This window comes from Streptomyces sp. NPDC045287 (assembly GCF_056432325.1).
This window is the reverse complement of sequence record NZ_JBWKJG010000008.1, coordinates 74,306-91,558: the sequence shown is the minus strand read 5'-3', so window position 1 is coordinate 91,558 and position 17,253 is coordinate 74,306. Positions and strand designations below refer to the sequence as shown.

15 protein-coding genes are annotated in these 17,253 nt (G+C 72.7%); 5 read left to right on the top strand and 10 right to left on the bottom strand.

All coding sequences use genetic code 11. The annotated features are described in order from the left end of the window. Window positions 1-15: 15 nt before the first annotated feature. Window positions 16-1,023 carry a MerR family transcriptional regulator gene (locus AC07D6_RS15450; RefSeq protein ID WP_479044674.1) on the bottom strand — a complete coding sequence of 336 codons (1,008 nt, stop codon included), beginning with the start codon at window positions 1,021-1,023 and terminating at the stop codon, window positions 16-18. Between the two features lie 61 nt (window positions 1,024-1,084). Beyond that, complete coding sequence (locus tag AC07D6_RS15445; RefSeq protein WP_479044671.1) at window positions 1,085-2,854, bottom strand: SDR family oxidoreductase; 1,770 nt, start codon at window positions 2,852-2,854, stop codon at window positions 1,085-1,087. A gap of 227 nt (window positions 2,855-3,081) precedes the next feature. Between AC07D6_RS15445 and AC07D6_RS15440 the strand changes: the two genes are divergently transcribed. From AC07D6_RS15440 to lpdA, 5 genes are all read left to right on the top strand, one after another. After that, window positions 3,082-4,050, top strand: coding sequence for an ABC transporter ATP-binding protein (locus tag AC07D6_RS15440; RefSeq protein WP_479044967.1), 969 nt, complete (start codon window positions 3,082-3,084; stop codon window positions 4,048-4,050). Next, complete coding sequence (locus tag AC07D6_RS15435; protein ID WP_479044669.1) at window positions 4,047-4,925, top strand: ABC transporter permease; 879 nt, start codon at window positions 4,047-4,049, stop codon at window positions 4,923-4,925. Before AC07D6_RS15440 ends, AC07D6_RS15435 begins: the two co-directional genes overlap by 4 nt. Then, entirely contained in the window at window positions 4,922-5,833 is a 912-nt protein-coding gene (locus AC07D6_RS15430) for an ABC transporter ATP-binding protein (RefSeq protein ID WP_315876933.1), read from the top strand. Before AC07D6_RS15435 ends, AC07D6_RS15430 begins: the two co-directional genes overlap by 4 nt. 15 nt (window positions 5,834-5,848) lie before the next feature. Then, window positions 5,849-6,571: an ABC transporter permease gene (locus tag AC07D6_RS15425; protein ID WP_315876932.1), complete on the top strand. Its 723-nt coding sequence runs from the start codon at window positions 5,849-5,851 to the stop codon at window positions 6,569-6,571. 128 nt (window positions 6,572-6,699) lie between these two features. Further along, complete coding sequence (gene lpdA / locus AC07D6_RS15420; RefSeq protein ID WP_315876931.1) at window positions 6,700-8,103, top strand: dihydrolipoyl dehydrogenase; 1,404 nt, start codon at window positions 6,700-6,702, stop codon at window positions 8,101-8,103. An 81-nt stretch (window positions 8,104-8,184) separates the two neighbouring features. On the opposite strand, the gene AC07D6_RS15415 is transcribed toward lpdA, so the two are convergent. The 8 genes from AC07D6_RS15415 to AC07D6_RS15380 form a co-directional block, all read right to left on the bottom strand. After that, window positions 8,185-8,991, bottom strand: a complete 807-nt coding sequence (locus tag AC07D6_RS15415; RefSeq protein WP_479044665.1) for an HAD family hydrolase — start codon at window positions 8,989-8,991, stop codon at window positions 8,185-8,187. Continuing rightward, window positions 8,988-10,265 carry a serine--tRNA ligase gene (gene serS, locus AC07D6_RS15410; RefSeq protein WP_315876929.1) on the bottom strand — a complete coding sequence of 426 codons (1,278 nt, stop codon included), beginning with the start codon at window positions 10,263-10,265 and terminating at the stop codon, window positions 8,988-8,990. The genes AC07D6_RS15415 and serS overlap by 4 nt, the downstream gene beginning before the upstream one ends. Window positions 10,266-10,752: 487 nt before the next feature. Then, the gene (gene pheA, locus AC07D6_RS15405; RefSeq protein ID WP_315876928.1) at window positions 10,753-11,691 is read right to left on the bottom strand and encodes a prephenate dehydratase; all 939 of its coding nucleotides are present in this window, start codon (window positions 11,689-11,691) and stop codon (window positions 10,753-10,755) included. Between the two features lie 187 nt (window positions 11,692-11,878). Continuing rightward, window positions 11,879-13,120: an iron uptake transporter deferrochelatase/peroxidase subunit gene (efeB, locus tag AC07D6_RS15400; protein ID WP_315876927.1), complete on the bottom strand. Its 1,242-nt coding sequence runs from the start codon at window positions 13,118-13,120 to the stop codon at window positions 11,879-11,881. A 7-nt stretch (window positions 13,121-13,127) separates the two neighbouring features. Next, complete coding sequence (locus tag AC07D6_RS15395; protein WP_479044661.1) at window positions 13,128-15,119, bottom strand: copper resistance protein CopC; 1,992 nt, start codon at window positions 15,117-15,119, stop codon at window positions 13,128-13,130. A gap of 16 nt (window positions 15,120-15,135) precedes the next feature. After that, the gene (locus AC07D6_RS15390) at window positions 15,136-15,636 is read right to left on the bottom strand and encodes a copper chaperone PCu(A)C (protein WP_479044659.1); all 501 of its coding nucleotides are present in this window, start codon (window positions 15,634-15,636) and stop codon (window positions 15,136-15,138) included. Then, on the bottom strand, window positions 15,633-16,331 hold the full coding sequence (locus tag AC07D6_RS15385; protein ID WP_479044657.1) for an SCO family protein: 699 nt from the start codon (window positions 16,329-16,331) through the stop codon (window positions 15,633-15,635). The genes AC07D6_RS15390 and AC07D6_RS15385 overlap by 4 nt, the downstream gene beginning before the upstream one ends. A gap of 47 nt (window positions 16,332-16,378) precedes the next feature. Beyond that, the gene (locus AC07D6_RS15380; RefSeq protein WP_479044655.1) at window positions 16,379-17,110 is read right to left on the bottom strand and encodes a YcnI family copper-binding membrane protein; all 732 of its coding nucleotides are present in this window, start codon (window positions 17,108-17,110) and stop codon (window positions 16,379-16,381) included. Window positions 17,111-17,253: the final 143 nt, after the last annotated feature.

Sequence of the window (17,253 nt, the reverse complement as noted above, 5' to 3'; positions counted from 1 at the left end):
GGTCCACAGACAACTCTACTTATCCACAGGGTTATTGGCGTTTCTGTGGACAACCGGTCCCTCCTCTCCGGCTTCCCGGCCTTCTCCCGGGGTGCCTCGGGCCTGGTCGGTGAGCGCGTCCAACTCCCTCGCCCGCACTTCCCGTTCGGTGGCCGCCGCGATGAACGCCGACGCGTTCGCCGCGCCGACCAACCCGTGCACCGCCCGGACCGTCGCGGCGGGCAGGGCCACCGCTCGCGGTTCCCCGTCCCGCTCCGGGGGACTGCCCGGGGCGAGGTGGTGTTGGAGACGGCGGTTGGCGAGGAGCCGCATGGCGCGGGCGAGTTCGGCGTCGACCGTCTGCCGGGCGAGCGGGCGCAGCCGCCGCACCAGAGCGGCCGCCGCGTCCGCGTCCGCGTCCGCCGGCGGTCGGTGGCCGAGGTGGCGGGCGAAGACGTGCTCGGTGGCGAACTCCAGGAACCGCGCGGCGATGTGCTCCACCTGGGCCCGCAACTCCCGCAGGTGCCCGGCGACCGCGAGCAGCGGCACCCCCGCCGCGTACAACTCCGCCGCCACCGCCAGTTCCTGCGGGCTCGGCACCAGGAACGCGTCGTCCCGGCCCGGCACCCGCTCCAGTACGCCCAGTTCGACGGCCTCCTCGACGGCCCGCTCGTCCGGGGCGCCGCCGAACGCGGCGTCCAGCTCCGCGCGCGTGATGCGGCCGGCCTGCTCGTCGCTCCACGGCCCGTTCACCTCGGCGACCAGACCCAGCACCCCGCCCAGGCCCCGGCCGGTGTCCCAGGCCTCCAGCAGCTCCTTGATGGAGGCCAGGGTGTAACCCCGATCGAGCAGGCCGGTGATCTGCCGCAGCCGCGTCAGGTGCGCCTCCCCGTACACGTTGGACCGGCCGCGCCGCTCGGGCCGCGGCAGCAGGCCGCGGTCCTGGTAGGCGCGGATCGTCCGGACCGTGGCCCCGCTGAGGTGCGCCAGGTCCTCGATCCGGTACTCGGCCGCCGGGCTCCGGCCGGCCGGTTGCTCGGTCACGCCCGCTCCCTCCCGCCCCGGGCCGCCCCGTCGGGACGGTACGGCCGCGGCGCCGGTCCGTTCACAGCGGTGGCGACACCCTGGCCACGGCCCGCAGCACGCCCGGCGCGACGCGGGACAGCAGGTGCGCGGCCCTGGCCTCCGGGGTCACCGGCACCAGCGCCCGGTTCTCCACGACCGCGCGCAGGATCGCGGCGGCGGCCTTCTCCGGTGGGTAGTTCCTCAACGCGTACAGCCGCGCCGTGCGCCTGCGCAGCCGCCCCTCCTCCGCCTCCGACACCCCGGTGAAGCGCGCCGTCGACGTGATGCCCGTGTTCACGAAGCCGGGGCAGACCGCCGTGACGCCGATGCCCCGTCCGGCCAGTTCGGCCCGCAGGGACTCGCTGAGCATCAGCACCGCCGCCTTCGACGTGCCGTACGCGGGCAGCAGCTTCGTGGGCTGGAACGCCGCCGCCGAGGCCACGTTCACGATGTGGCCGCCCTGGCCGCGCTCCGCCATCTGCCGGCCGAAGACCCGGCAACCGTGGATGACGCCCCACAGGTTGACGTCGAGGACCTTCCTCCAGTCGTCCGCCGTGGTGTCGAAGAACGACCCCGACAGGCCGATCCCGGCGTTGTTCACCAGCACGTCCACCGTGCCGTGCTCGGCGGCGACCCTCGCGGCGAGCTTCTCCATCGCCTGCTCGTCGCTCACGTCCACCACCTCCGGCCACGCACCGGGCGCCCCCAGCCGCCGGGCCTGCTCCGCCGTGCGCGCCGCGCCCTCCGCGTCCCGGTCGACGGCCACCACCCGAGCCCCGGCCCCGGCGAACGCCAGGGCCGTCGCCCGCCCGATGCCGCTCGCCGCGCCCGTCACCAGCACGAGCTGCCCGCCGAACCGGTCGGCGTACCGCCGCCCCGACGACACGGCGGACGGTAACCCGGTGCCCTCCTCCTCGTGCGCCGTCACGAACTCGGAGATCCACGCGGCAAGTTGCTCCGGGCGCGTGCGCGGCACCCAGTGTTTCGCCGGCAGCGTGCGCCGCACCAGCCGCGGCGCCCACCGGGCCAGGTCGTCGTACAGCCGCTCCGACAGGAACGCGTCCCCGGTCGGGGTGATCAGCTGCACCGGTACGTGCGCGTACGCGTCCGGGCGGGGGCGCAGCATCCGGGAGCGGACGTTGTCCCGGTACAGCCACGCGCCGTGCGCGGCGTCCCTCGGCAGCGACCCGGTCGGATAGTCCTCGGTGGACACCTTCTCGACCCGGCTCAGGAGATCCGCCCACCGCCGGCCGAGCGGCCCGCGCCAGACGAGCTCCGGCAGTACGGGCGCGTGCAGCAGGTACACGTACCAGGAGCGGGCGCCCTGCCCGAGGAGCTGGGCCACCCGGCGCGGCGTCGGCCGCCCCGCCCGCTCCTTGATCCAGTGGCCGAAGTGGTCCAGGGAGGGCCCCGACATCGACGTGAACGAGGCGATCCTGCCCTCGGTGCGCCCGACCGTGGCGAACTCCCAGCCCTGCACCGACCCCCAGTCGTGCCCCACCAGGTGCACCGGGCGGTCCGGGCTGACCGCGTCCACGACCGCCAGGAAGTCGTCCGTCAGCTTCTCCAGCGTGAAACCGCCGCGCAGCGGCACCGGCGCCGTCGACCGGCCGTGCCCTCGCACGTCGTACAGGACGACGTGGAACCGGTCGGCCAGCCGCGGGGCGACCTCGGACCACACCTCCTTCGAGTCCGGGTAGCCGTGGACCAGGACCACGGTCGGCCGGTCCGTCTCGCCCATCTCGGCGACGCACAGCTCGATCCCGCCCGTGCGGATCCGGCGCTCGCGGGCGCCCCTCAGCAGACCCATGCCACTCCCCGTCCCGTAGGCGCCCGCACGCGGCACGCGTTCCGTCACGTTGACACCAACGAATGTGACCATGCCCGGCGGCGGCGTCAAGGGCGCCCGGCCCGCCTGTGGACAACCTGCGCGGCGTACCCCTCCCGTACGGGTCCCTACTCCTGGAGTCGGACAAGGATCCAACCGTCAGGGCTGACGTGGAGTGTGGCGGGCGCCACTACGGTCGGAGCGTGACTGTGATCGCCACCGAAAGCCTCAGCAAGCGGTTCCCCCGGGTGACCGCTCTCGACCGGCTCTCCCTGGACATCGGGCCCGGTGTGACCGGACTTGTGGGTGCCAACGGAGCCGGCAAGTCGACGATGATCAAGATCCTGCTGGGCCTGTCCCCCGCCACCGAGGGCCGCGCCGAGGTCCTCGGCCTCGACGTGGCGACGAACGGCCCCGCCATCCGCGAGCGGGTCGGCTACATGCCGGAGCATGACTGCCTGCCCCCGGACGTCTCGGCCACCGAGTTCGTCGTCCACATGGCCCGCATGTCGGGGCTCCCGCCGACCGCCGCCCGTGAGCGCACCGCCGACACGCTGCGCCACGTCGGCCTGTACGAGGAGCGGTACCGCCCCATGGGCGGCTACTCGACCGGCATGAAGCAGCGCGTGAAGCTCGCCCAGGCCCTGGTCCACGACCCGCAGCTGGTCCTCCTCGACGAGCCGACGAACGGCCTCGACCCGGTCGGCCGCGACGAGATGCTGGGCCTCATCCGCCGCGTCTGGACGGACTTCGGCATCTCGGTGCTGGTCACGTCGCACCTGCTCGGCGAGTTGGAGCGGACCTGCGACCACGTCGTCGTCATCGACGGCGGACGCCTCCTGCGCTCCAGCTCCACCAGCGACTTCACCCAGACCACGACCACCGTCGCCGTCGAGGTCACCGACTCCGACACCCACCCCGACGGCACGGCCGCCCTCCGCGCGGCGCTCACCGCCGCCGGAATCACCCTCCACGCGCGCGTGGAGGACGGCCTGCCCGGCGCCGGTCACGTCCTGCTGCTGGAGGCCACCGGCGAGGAGACCTACGACATCGTGCGCGACACCGTCGCCGACCTGGGGCTCGGCCTCGTCCGCATGGAACAGCGCCGCCACCACATCGCCGAGGTGTTCCGCCCCGCCGCCCCGGCCGGCCAGACCCCGGAGGTGCAGGCCCGATGAGTACCGAGACGCAGATCCACAACATCGGGTACCGCAAGTACGACGGCCCCCGCCTCGGCCGCGCCTACGCGCGCAGGTCCCTGTACGCGCAGTCCCTGCGGGGGGCGTACGGGCTCGGCCGCAGCGCCAAGTCGAAGGTGCTGCCGATGATCCTCTTCGGCGTCATGTGCGTACCGGCGCTGATCGTCGTCGCGGTCGCCGTGGTCACCAAGTCCAGTTCCCTGGGCGTCGGTTACACCCGCTACGCGATCGTCATGCAGCTGGTCATCGCCCTGTACGTGGCCTCCCAGGCGCCGCAGTCCGTCTCGCGCGACCTGCGCTTCCGCAGCGTCCCGCTGTACTTCTCCCGCCCGATCGAGCGGGTCGACTACGTCCTCGCCAAGTACGGCGCGATGGCGTCCGCCCTGTTCGTCCTGACCGCCTCGCCGCTGCTCGTCCTCTACGCGGGGGCGCTGCTGGCGAAGATGGACTTCACCGACCAGACGAAGGGCTTCGCACAGGGGCTGGTGTCCGTGGCGCTGCTGTCCCTCCTCTTCGGCGGGATCGGCCTGGTCCTGGCCGCCCTGACCCCCCGCCGCGGCTTCGGCGTCGCGGCCGTGATCGCCGCCCTCTTCATCTCGTACGGCGCCGTCACCACGGTCCAGGCCATCGCCCTGGGCACCGACAACCGGGACGCCGTGACCTGGCTCGGCCTGTTCTCGCCGATCACCCTCATCGACGGCGTGCAGACCGCCTTCCTCGGCGCCTCCACGTCCTTCCCGGGCGGAGCGGGACCCGACGCCGGAACCGGCGCGGTCTACCTCCTGGCCGTCCTCGCGCTCATCGCCGGCTCGTACGCCGCCCTGATGCGCCGCTACCGAAAGGTCGGGCTGTGACCACCCTCCACATCGACCACGCGTCCCGCTGGTTCGGCAACGTCGTCGCCGTCAACGACGTCACCATGGCCATAGGCCCCGGCGTGACCGGCCTCCTCGGCCCGAACGGCGCCGGGAAGTCGACCCTCATCAACATGATGGGCGGCTTCCTCGCCCCCTCCACCGGCACGGTCACCCTCGACGGGCAGCCGATCTGGCGCAACGAGTCCGTCTACCGCCACATCGGCGTCGTGCCGGAGCGGGAGGCGATGTACGACTTCCTCACCGGCCGCGAGTTCGTCCTCGCCAACGCCGAACTGCACGGCCTCGGCGCGGCGGAGGCGCAGCGCGCGCTCGCCACCGTCGAGATGGAGCACGCGCAGGACCGGAAGATCGGCACGTACAGCAAGGGCATGCGGCAGCGCGTGAAGATGGCCTCCGCCCTCGTCCACGACCCGTCCGTGCTCCTCCTCGACGAGCCGTTCAACGGCATGGACCCGCGCCAGCGCATGCAGCTGATGGACCTGCTGCGGCACATGGGCGCGGACGGCCGCACCGTCCTGTTCTCGTCGCACATCCTGGAGGAGGTCGAGCAGCTCGCCTCCCACATCGAGGTCGTCGTCGCCGGCCGGCACGCCGCCAGCGGCGACTTCCGCCGCATCCGCCGCCTGATGACCGACCGCCCGCACCGCTACCTGGTGCGCTCCAGCGACGACCGGGCCCTGGCCGCCGCGCTCATCGCCGACCCGTCGACCGCCGGCATCGAGGTGGACGTGCGCGAGGGCGTCCTGCGCGTGCAGGCGGTGGACTTCGGCCGGTTCACGGAGCTGCTGCCGAGGGTCGCCCGCGAGCACTCCATCCGGCTGCTGACGGTCTCGCCCTCGGACGAGTCCCTCGAGTCGGTCTTCTCCTACCTCGTCGCGGCCTGAAGGGAGCCCTCGACCATGTACCACCCCACAGTCGCCCGGCTCACCTACCGCGGCCTCCTCGGCCGCCGGCGCGCCGCCATCCTCTTCGTCCTCCCCGTCATCCTCATCGCCATCTCGTCCGCCGTCCGCGTCTTCAACGGCGCCGACGACCAGATCGCGGCCGACCTCCTCGGCGGGTTCGCGCTCGCCACGATGGTGCCGCTGATCGGCGTCATCGCGGGCACGGGCGCGATCGGCCCGGAGATCGACGACGGCTCGATCGTCTACCTCCTGTCCAAGCCGGTGAAGCGCCCCACGATCATCTTCACCAAGCTGATCGTCGCCATCGCCGTGACCATGGTCTTCTCGGCGGTCCCGACCTTCGTCGCCGGTCTGATCCTCAACGGCAACGGCCAGCAGGTCGCGGTCGCGTACACCGTCGCCGCGCTCGTCGCGTCGATCGCCTACAGCGCCCTCTTCCTCCTCCTCGGCACGGTCAGCCGGCACGCCGTCGTCTTCGGCCTCGTCTACGCGCTGGTCTGGGAGAGCCTGTTCGGCAGCATCATCTCCGGGGCGCGGACGCTGAGCGTCCAGCAGTGGGCCCTCGCGGTCGCCGACGAGGTCACCCGCGGCGAGGGGCTCGTCTCCTCCGACGTGACGCTGCCGGTCGCGGCGGTGCTGCTGGTCGTGGTGACCGTCGCCGCCACCTGGTTCGCCGGGCGGAAGCTGCGGGCCCTGACCCTGGCGGGTGAGGAGTAGGGGAGCCCGGGAGGTTTTCCACAGGGAGACCGCCGTCGCGGCGGCCGGGGCCGAGCGGGATTACTGTGGGCCCCGGGCGCGACCCACACGGCCCGTACGACCCGCACTCACATTCTGGGGAGCAAGCCATGACAGACCGCTTCGACGTCGTCGTGCTCGGAGCAGGCCCCGGCGGTTACGTCGCCGCGATCCGCGCGGCCCAGCTGGGCAAGCGTGTCGCGGTGGTGGAGGAGAAGTACTGGGGCGGCGTCTGCCTGAACGTCGGCTGCATCCCGACCAAGGCGCTGCTGCGCAACGCCGAGCTGGCGCACATCTTCACCCACGAGGCGAAGACGTTCGGCATCAAGGTCGACGGCCAGGTCTCCTTCGACTACGGCGAGGCGTTCCGGCGCAGCCGCCGGGTCGCGGACGGCCGGGTCAAGGGCGTCCACTTCCTGATGAAGAAGAACAAGATCACCGAGTTCACGGGCCGGGGCACGTTCCTCGACGCGAACACGCTCCAGGTGGCCCAGGCGGACGGCTCGACCACCACGGTCTCGTTCGACCACTGCATCATCGCGACCGGCGCCACGCCGCGCCTGCTGCCCGGGACGCGCCGCAGCGACCGCGTGGTCACGTACGAGGAGCTGATCCTCACCGAGGACCTGCCGCGCTCCGTCGTCATCGCGGGCGCCGGCGCGATCGGCATCGAGTTCGCGTACGTGCTGCACAACTACGGCGTGAAGGTCACGATCGTCGAGTTCCTCGACCGGGTCGCGCCGCTGGAGGACAAGGACGTCTCGGCGGAGCTCGCCAAGCAGTACCGCAAGCTGGGCATCGACGTCCTGACCTCCACGCGCGTGGAGACGATCGACGAGTCGGGCCCGCAGGTCCGCGTCACGGTCACCGGCAAGGACGGCGCGCAGCAGGTGCTGGAGGCCGACAAGGTCCTCCAGGCGATCGGCTTCGCGCCGAACGTCACGGGCTACGGCCTGGAGGCGGCGGGCGTACGGCTCACCGAGCGCGGCGCCATCGACGTGGACGGCCGCTGCCGCACGTCGGTGCCGCACATCTACGCCATCGGCGACGTGACCGCGAAGCTGATGCTGGCGCACGCGGCCGAGTCCATGGGCGTCGTGGCCGCCGAGACGATCGCGGGCGCCGAGACGATGGAGCTCGACTACCCGATGATCCCGCGCGCGACGTACTGCCAGCCGCAGATCGCCAGCTTCGGCTGGACGGAGGAGCAGGCGCGGGAGAAGGGCTTCGACGTCAAGGTCGCCAAGTTCCCGTTCACGGCCAACGGCAAGGCGCACGGCCTCGGCGACTCGACGGGCTTCGTGAAGCTGATCAGCGACGCGAAGTACGGCGAGATCATCGGCGCCCACCTGATCGGCCCCGACGTCACGGAGCTGCTGCCCGAGCTGACGCTGGCCCAGCAGTGGGACCTCACGGTCCACGAGGTGGCGCGCAACGTGCACGCCCACCCGACGCTGGGCGAGGCGGTGAAGGAGGCCGTGCACGGCCTCGCCGGACACATGATCAACTTCTGATCGGCCCGCCGCTCCGGACCCCGGGCGGAGTCGGTCGCCGCGCGTCGGCGCGGAGCCGCCCCGCCCGGGGCCCGCTCGGTCTCAGCAGGAGAGCATCCGCTCCAGGGTCACGGCGATGCCGTCCGCGTCGTTGGCCGCCGTGACCTCGTCGGCCACGGCCTTCAGGTCGTCGTGGGCGTTGGCCATGGCGACGCCGTGCCGGGCCCAGGCGAACATGGGGATGTCGTTGGGCATGTCGCCGAACGCGATCGTGTCCGCCGCCTTCACGCCCAGCCGGCGGGCCGCGAGGGAGAGGCCGGTCGCCTTGGTGAGGCCCAGCGGCAGGATCTCCACTATGCCCGCGCCCGCCATGACGACGTCCACGAGGCCGCCGACCACCTGGCGCGCGGCGGTCGCCAGAGCGTCGTCGTCGAGGTCCGGGTGCTGGATGTACACCTTGTTCAGCGGCGCCGACCACAGGTCCGCCGGGTCCTCCAGCGGCAGGTACGGCAGCGGGCCGTCCTGGAGCCGGTAGCCGGCGCCGACCAGCACCTCGCCGTCCAGGCCGTCACGGCTCGCGGCCAGCGCCAGCGGACCCACCTCGGCCTCCAGCTTCGACAGGGCGAGCCCCGCCAGTTGCCGGTCCAGCGTCACCGACGTCAGCAGCCGGTGCTCGCCCGCGTGGTAGACCTGCGCGCCCTGGCCGCACACCGCGAGGCCCTCGTAGCCGAGGTCGTCGAGGATGTGGCGGGTCCAGGGCACGGACCGGCCGGTGACCACGATGTGGGCGGCGCCCGCCGCCGTGGCGGCGGCGAGCGCGTCGCGCGTGCGCTGCGACACGGTGTCGTCGGGGCGCAGCAGCGTCCCGTCGAGGTCCGTCGCGACGAGCCGGTAGGGGAAGGGGCTCACTTGGTCACGGGCTCCAGCAGTTCCCGCCCGCCGAGGTACGGCCGCAGGACCTCGGGGACGCGGACCGAGCCGTCGGCCAGCTGGTGGTTCTCCAGGATCGCCACGATCGTGCGCGGCACGGCGCAGAGCGTGCCGTTCAGCGTCGCGAGCGGCTGGACCTTCTTGCCGTCGCGCATGCGCACGGACAGGCGGCGGGCCTGGAAGCTGTCGCAGTTCGACGCGGAGGTCAGCTCGCGGTACTTGCCCTGGGTCGGGATCCACGCCTCGCAGTCGTACTTGCGCGACGCGGACGCGCCCAGGTCACCGCTGGCCACGTCGATCACCTGGAACGGCAGTTCCAGCGCGGTCAGCCACTGCTTCTCCCACTCCAGCAGCCGCTGGTGCTCGGCCTCGGCGTCCTCCGGCGCGACGTACGAGAACATCTCGACCTTGTCGAACTGGTGGACGCGGAAGATGCCGCGGGTGTCCTTGCCGTACGTGCCGGCCTCGCGGCGGAAGCAGGGGGAGAAGCCCGCGTACCGCAGCGGCAGCTTGTCGGCGTCGACGATCTCGTCCATGTGGTACGCGGCGAGCGGCACCTCGGACGTGCCGACCAGGTAGAAGTCGTCCTTCTCCAGGTGGTACACGTTCTCCGCGGCCTGGCCGAGGAAGCCGGTGCCCTCCATGGCGCGCGGGCGGACCAGCGCCGGCGTGAGCATCGGGACGAACCCGGCCTCCGTGGCCTGCGCGATCGCCGCGTTGACCAGAGCGAGCTCCAGCAGCGCGCCGACGCCCGTCAGGTAGTAGAAGCGCGAACCGGACACCTTCGCGCCGCGCTCGACGTCGATGGCGCCCAGCGCCTCGCCGAGCTCCAGGTGGTCCTTCGGTTCGAAGCCCTCGGCGGCGAAGTCGCGGATCGTGCCGTGCGTCTCCAGGACGACGAAGTCCTCCTCACCGCCGACCGGGACGTCCGGGTGGACCAGGTTGCCGAGCTGGAGCAGCAGGCGCCGGGTCTCCTCGTCGGCCTCGTGCTGCTCGGCGTCGGCGGCCTTGACGTCGGTCTTCAGCTGTTCGGCCCGCTTGAGCAGCTCGGCCTTCTCCTCGGGAGACGCCTTGGGGATCAGCTTGCCGAGCGACTTCTGTTCGGAGCGGAGCTCGTCGAAGCGGACGCCGGACGACCTGCGCCGCTCATCGGCGGAGAGCAGGGCGTCGACGAGCTCGACGTCCTCTCCACGGGCGCGCTGGGAGGCGCGAACACGGTCGGGGTCCTCACGGAGCAGGCGAAGGTCAATCACCCCTCCAGGCTACCGGTGCGCACCGGACGCACCCCACCACGTATCGCCTCTCCCCGAGGATGTCGCTTTGTCCTGAATGTCAGTCTTGTTGATGATGGAGAGGAAAAATCCATGATTCTTGGGAAAAGAACGTTCCACGCGCGTCACTTGTCCACAGAGGTGGTCGGGCGGGGAAATGTTATCCACAGGGTGTGTGGAAGGGGTGTGGGCTTCGGAATGGAGCGCTCCGGAAAGGTGCGGCAGGAGCTGGTTTCCTCGCCCAAACCGGTTCCCGACACTCATTCGGGTGGGAATTCTTCCCTCTAAAGGGTCGATCCCAGGAATTGGGGTGACGCGGGCGGATAAAGCAGACTGTGGATGCTCACAGGGCTGCTCCACCGATTTATCGGTCTTGTCCCGTTTCGATGGGAGTTGGGGTGCCCGGGGATGTCGACTTGTCCCCAGGCAGGCCCCTCGCTCTGTGGATAACTCGGGGCCCTGTGGGGCCTCAGTCCCCCCGACCGTCCTGGCAGCGCGCCAGCCAGTCCGCCGCCGCGGTGAAGTCGTCGTCCGACGTGCCGGGCCGCACCGCCCGCACCGCGTCGACCGTGACACCCGCCCGCGGGTACGAACCCAGGAAACGCACATTCGGGCAGATCCGCTTCAGCCCCATCAACGCCTCGCCCACCCGCCGGTCCGCGATGTGCCCCTCGGCGTCCACCGCGAAGCAGTAGTTCCCGATTCCCGCGCCCGTGGGACGCGACTGGATCAGCATCAGGTTGACGCCCCGCACCGCGAACTCCTGGAGGAGTTCCAGCAGGGCGCCCGGATGGTCGTCCCGCAGCCAGATCACCATCGACGTCTTGTCCGCGCCCGTCGGCGCCGCCGGTCGCGCCGGCCGGCCCACCAGCACGAACCGCGTCTCGGCGTTCTCCGCGTCGTGGACCTCCGTGACCAGCGCCTCCAGCCCGTACGTCGCCGCCGCGAACTCCCCCGCGAACGCCGCGTCGTACCGGCCCTCCTGCACCAGCCGCGCCCCGTCCGCGTTCGACGCGGCCGACTCCCACACCGCCTCCGGCAGGTGGGCGCGCAGCCAGTTGCGCACCTGCGGCTGCGCCACCGGGTGCCCGGTCACCGTCTTGATGTCGGACAGCTTCGTGCCCGGCCGCACCAGCAGGGCGAACGCGATGGGCAGCAGCACCTCGCGGTAGATCATCAACGGCCGGCCCGACGCCAGCTCGTCGAGGGTCGCGGTGACCCCGCCCTCCACCGAGTTCTCGATCGGCACGAGCGCGGCGGCCGCCTCCCCGTTCCGCACGGCGTCCAGGGCGGCCGGCACCGACACCATCGGCACCAGCTCGCGCGTCGCGGCTTCCGGGAGCGTGCGCAGGGCCGCCTCGGTGAAGGTCCCCTCGGGGCCGAGATAGGTGAATCGCGTGGCCGACATACCGGTCACCCTAATGCGCCCGGTCCGGGCGCCGCTCACGCCTCCGACCGCGGCCTCCCACGACGGCCCGGACAACCGTGCGGTCCTGGACGCCCGTGCGGCACGGAACGTCCGTGGTCCCGGACAACCGTGCGGTCCGGTACGCCCGTGCGGTCCGGGCGCCCACGGCCGTGGACGCCCGCGCCGCTCACGCCTCCAGCAGCCGCTGCCCCACGTACTCGCCGTCCCCCGGGCCGCCCGGCACGGCGAAGAGGCCGCTCGCCTCGTGGCGGATGAACGGGGACAGCGCGTCACCCCGGTCCAGCTTCCGCTGCACCGGCACGAACCCCTTGCGCGGGTCCGCCTGCCAGCAGACGAACAGCAGCCCCGCGTCCGGCGTCCCGTCCGGGCCGATCCCGTCGTGGTACGAGAACGGGCGGCGCAGCATCGTCGCCCCGCCGTTCTGCTCGGGCGCCGAGATCCGCGCGTGCGCGTCGGCCGGGATCACCGGCTTGCCGTCCGGCCCCAGCTTGTCCAGGTCCGGCTCCGTCGTCTCCGTACCGCCCGTGAGCGGGGCGCCGTCGGACTTCCGCCGGCCTATGACCGCCTCCTGGTCCTTCAGCGACAGCTTCTCCCAGTCGTCGAGCAGCATCCGGATCCGCCGCACCACCGCGTAGGACCCGCCGGTCATCCACGGCTGGGCGCCGCCCGGCGCGACGAAGACGTGCCCGTCGAAGCCGGAGTCGCCCGGCTTCGGGTTGCCCGTGCCGTCGATCTGCCCCATCAGGTTGCGGGTCGTCATGGGGTGCGCGGTCGCGCCGGGCGAGCGGTTGAAGCCGTTCATCTGCCAGCGCACCTTCGCCGCCGCGCCCGCCTCCCGCTGGACGGTGCGCAGCGCGTGGAACGCGACCAGCGCGTCGTCGGCGCCGATCTGCACCCACAGGTCGCCGCCGGACCGCTTCGGGTCGAGCTGGTCGGACGAGAACACCGGCAGCGGCTCCAACTGCCGCGGGCGCCGCGCCACCAGCCCCGTACGGTCGAAGAAGGACGCGCCGAACCCGAACGTGACCGTCAGGGAGCACGGCCCCGCGTCCCGCGCGACCCCGCCGTCCGCGCCGCCCACCGGCTCGCCCGCCATCAGCAGTTCGGCCGCCGCCGACCAGCGGCGCATCAGGGCGACGGCCTCCTTGCGGCCCGCGCCCGGCGCCAGGTCGAACGCCACCAGGTGGCCGCGCGCCTGCGGGGGCTGCACGATCCCCGCCTGGTGGGTGCCGCGGAACGGCACCCGTGCCGAGCCCACCGTCGTCAGCGCCGGCCCTTCGCCCCCGCTGTCGCCGAGGACCGCGTACCCGGCGGCACCGCCGGCCGCGCCGAGCGCGAGCCCCGTCGCACCGGCGGCGCCCACGGTGCCGAGGAGCCGACGCCTCGAAATCTCCAGGTTGTCGCTCATAGTCAGGTCAACCGATCTTCACGTTCTCGTCGATGGTGGTCTGGTCGATGTCGGACGTCCGCACCGTCACCCGGACGCGCCAGTCCCCCGGCATCGGGAGCCGCGCCGAGCGGGCGGTCCACCGGCCCGCGGCCTCCCGGTCGAGCACGACCGGCAGCGGCCCGATCTCCTGCGCTTCGAGCGTGAACGACACCTTCAGCTCGGCCACGTCGCGCGGTCGCCCGTCCGCCCCGTCGACGGCGACCCGGAGCGTGTTGCCCCCGGACCGGCCGGGATCGAGGGTGAGCCGGACGGTGCCGGTGCCGTTCGGGCCGCCCGTGTCGAACGGCAGGTCGATGTCGACGGGCCGGTCCGGTACGGCGGTCGCGGTGGCGGCCTGCGCCCGGTCGGCCCGTTCCTGCGTGCGGCCCGGTTCGGTCGTGGTGAGGACGGTGGTCACGCCGAGGAGCACCACGACGACGGCCGTCTCGGCGAGCACGGAGCGGCGCAGCCCGGCCCGCGCCGGGTCGGCGTCCCGCACCCGCCGCTCGCGGGCGACCGCGACGGCGGCCCGCTGCCGCGCGAGCTGGGCGGCCCGTACCGGATCGGCGGTGTCGGGGACCGCGTCCGCGTCCTCGCGGCCCGCGCCGCCGTCCGCCACGCCCTGCGCGCGCGGGGGGTCCTCCGTGCGCGCCGGGTCGCGGACCGTCTCCGAGAGCCGCCGCGTCCAGCGCCGGGAGACCCAGCCGACGCCCAGCAGGACGGCGATGAGCCCCACCTTCACCAGCAGCAGCCGCCCGTACGCGGTGCCGGTCAGCGCCGTCCACGTACCGACCTGCCGCCACGACTGGTACAGCCCGGTCGCCGCCAGCACCGCCACGGAACCGAACGCCAGCCGTGAGTACCGCTGGACGGCGGTGCGTTCGATGGACGGCTCCCGGTACAGCGCGACGACGAGCGTCGCGAGTCCGCCCAGCCATCCCGCGACGGCGAGCAGGTGCAGCACGTCCAGCGGCACGGCGAGCGCGGGTTGCACCCCGGTCGACGCGTGCTCGGACAGCGCCCACGTCCCGGCGGTCCCGGCCGCGACGACCGTCCCGCCGAACGCCAGCCCGTACACCAGGTCCCGCCGGTCGCCCGGCCCCTCGCGCCGCGCGTACGGGCCGAAGAGCACCGCGACGAAGAGCGCCGCCGCCCCGGCGAGCAGCAGCCGGGAGGTGAGCGCGGCACCGGTCTTCGTGTCGAGCACCCCCTGGAGCACACCGAGGTCGAAGGCGTCGCCCAGCTCCCCCGACCCGGTGTACGGACCGCGCAGCATCAGCAGCGCCAGCGTCGCCGCGGTGAACGACACCCAGCCGTACGCGACGAGCCGCCGCACCGGCCGTACGGACGCGCCGCGCGGCCAGCAGGTCAGGACGAACGCGCAGCCGCCCACCAGCACGACGAAGCCCGCGTACGACACGTACCGCCCGATGTCGTACAGCCCGCCGACGAGCCCGCCGCCCGGCTCCTGCCGGGGCAGGACGACCTTCGTCGCGGACGGCTTCCCGATGGAGAAGCCGAACGCCCCGGAGATCGGGTGGCTGTCCGCCGAGACGGCCTGCCACGCCACGGTGTACGTGCCCTCGGGCAACCCGTCGCGCAGGTCGACGCCGTACTTGACGACCGAGCCGCTGCACAGGTCGCGCAGCTCCCCGGTGTCGGCGCGCCCACCGCTCGGATCGAGCACGCGGATGCTGTCGTCGCCGAGGGCGACCTGCTCGGAGAAGGTGAGCGTGACGCGCTGCGGCGCGGTGGCGACCACCGCCCCGTCCGCCGGGTCGCTGCCGGTCAGCGTGGAGTGCGCCGACGCCGCGCCGGACAGCGCGGTGCCGAGCAGCGCCGCGGTGAACAGCAGCAGTGCCAGCAGCCGGAGCGCCGGCGTCCGTCGGACCGGCACGCGGGGGGCTGGCGTCCGTCGGACCGGCGGCCGGAGCGCCGGGTGCGCGGCGGCTCCGGGACGGGGGGCGTTGGCCGTCATGGTGGGTCCTCGTCGCTCAGTGCCGCGCGCCGTCGTGCTGCGCGTGCTCGCCGGACCGCTGCGGGTTGTGGGTCCTGGCCTCGACCGGGACCTCGACCTCGATCGGGCCGGACTCCTTGAAGTGCAGTTCGACCTTGACCTTGTCGCCCCGCTTCGGGGTGCGCTTCAGCTCCATGAACATCAGGTGGCTGCCGCCGCGCTCCAGCCTCAGTTGGCCGTGCGCGGGCAGGTCGAAGGACTCGACCTGCCGCATCTTCTGGTCCTTCGTCTCGTGCATCTGCACGTCGTCGGAGAGGTCGCTGGTGACGGACGTGAGCGTGTCGGCGGAGTCGCCGGTGTTGGTGACGGTGAGGAAACCGCCTGCCATGTCGGCGTTCACCGGCTCCGGGATGAAGGCCCCGCTGACCTCCAGCCGCGGCTTGCCGTCCGCCGGGCCGGCGGACGAGCAGCCGCCCAGCGCCAGGCCCGCGACGAGCGCGAGCGCGGCGGAGAGGGCGGTGGTGGTGCTGCGGGTCACGGGTTCTCTCCACGGATGATCTTCGGCAGGTCCTTGGCGTAGTCCTCGACGGTGGTGTTCTCGCCGTAGACGACGTAGCCGCGGTCGTTCTTCGGCGAGAACGCCATCACCTGGGCGCCGTGCATGGAGACGATCTTCCCGTCCTCGTCCTTGGACGGCGGGTCGATGCCGATGCCGAGCTGGCGGGCGCCGGCCTGGATCTTCGAGAACTCGCCGCTGAGGCCGACGAAGCCGGGGTCGCCCGCGGAGGGCAGCCACTTGGCGAGTTCGGCGGGGGTGTCGCGCTCGGGGTCGGTGGTGACGAAGACGACCTCCAGCTTGTCGCGGTCGGCCTTGGGCAACTGGTCCATCGCGTCGGCGATGTTGCTCATGGTCAGCGGGCACACGTCGGGGCAGTGCGTGTAGCCGAAGTAGACGAGGGTCGGCTTGCCCTTGGTGCGCTCGCGCAGGTCGTACGGCTTGCCGGTGGTGTCGGTGAGGACGAGGTTCGGCTTCTCGAACGGCCGGTCCAGGACCGTTCCGGGCTTCCCGGCGTCGGGCGCCACCGACACGTCGGCGACGGGGCTGTCGCCCGTGCCCGTGCCGGTGCTGCACGCGGACAGGGCGAGGGCGGACGCGGTGGCGAGGGCGGCGGCGATCAACCGGGTGCGCCGGACCGCCCGGCGGGGCCGCGCGGCGCTGAGGACGTTACGCATCACGTGTTCTCTCAGATCGTTGGGGCGGAGGGTGGGTGCGTCGGGGGTCAGGCGGAGCGTCGGCGGCCGGCCAGGGCGCCGTAGGCGATTCCCGCGGCTCCGACCAGGATGCCGACGACACCGAGGACCCGTGCGGTGGTGTCGCTCACATCGGCGGATGCCGTCCCGGTCTTCACCGCGTCCTCGTCGGCGGTCTGCCGCCCGCCCGCGGCTGCAGTCCCGCTCCCGTCCTCAGCGGCCGTGAGCTTCAGCACGGGCGCGGGGGAGTCGGGCTCGGCGGCGCCCTCCTTCGCCTCCTCGATCCAGCGCACGACCTCCTTGTTGTCGTACGTCTGGAGGGCCTTGAAGACGAGCTGGTCGGCGTCCTCGGGCAGGCGGCCGAGCGACACCGGGAACTGCTGGAACTGGCCGGGCTCGATCTTCGAGCCGCTCGCCGTCCAGGTGATCCTGGAGGGGGCCTCGGTGATCTTCTTGCCGTGCAGGTCCAGCGGGGTGGCGAGCTTCGCCTTCTCGACCTTGACGGTCCAGCCGGGCACGGGCTGCGGCATCACGGACGCCAGCGGCTGGTCCTGGGGCAGCGTGATCTCCAGCTTCACGGTGGAGGCGCCGTCCCGTTCGTTGGGCACCTTGAAGTTGACCGTGGCGTAGCCGCCCTTGGTGGCCTGGCCCTGCGGCTGGACGGTCACGTGGGCGTGGGCGGCCGAGGAGAGCAGCAGGACGGACGAGACGGCGACGCCGCCGACGAGGGCGAGGCGCGAGGACGGACGGGTGACGTTCATGACACTCCACAGGGGAAGAAGGGCGTGAGGAAGCCGACGCGCGGGCGTACGCGCGTACGGGCGCGGCGGCACCGTTCCGGCCGCGGACGCGCTCCTCGGGTGTGGCGTCGAGGCCCGGTACGGGGTACGCCGAAGGCCGTGTG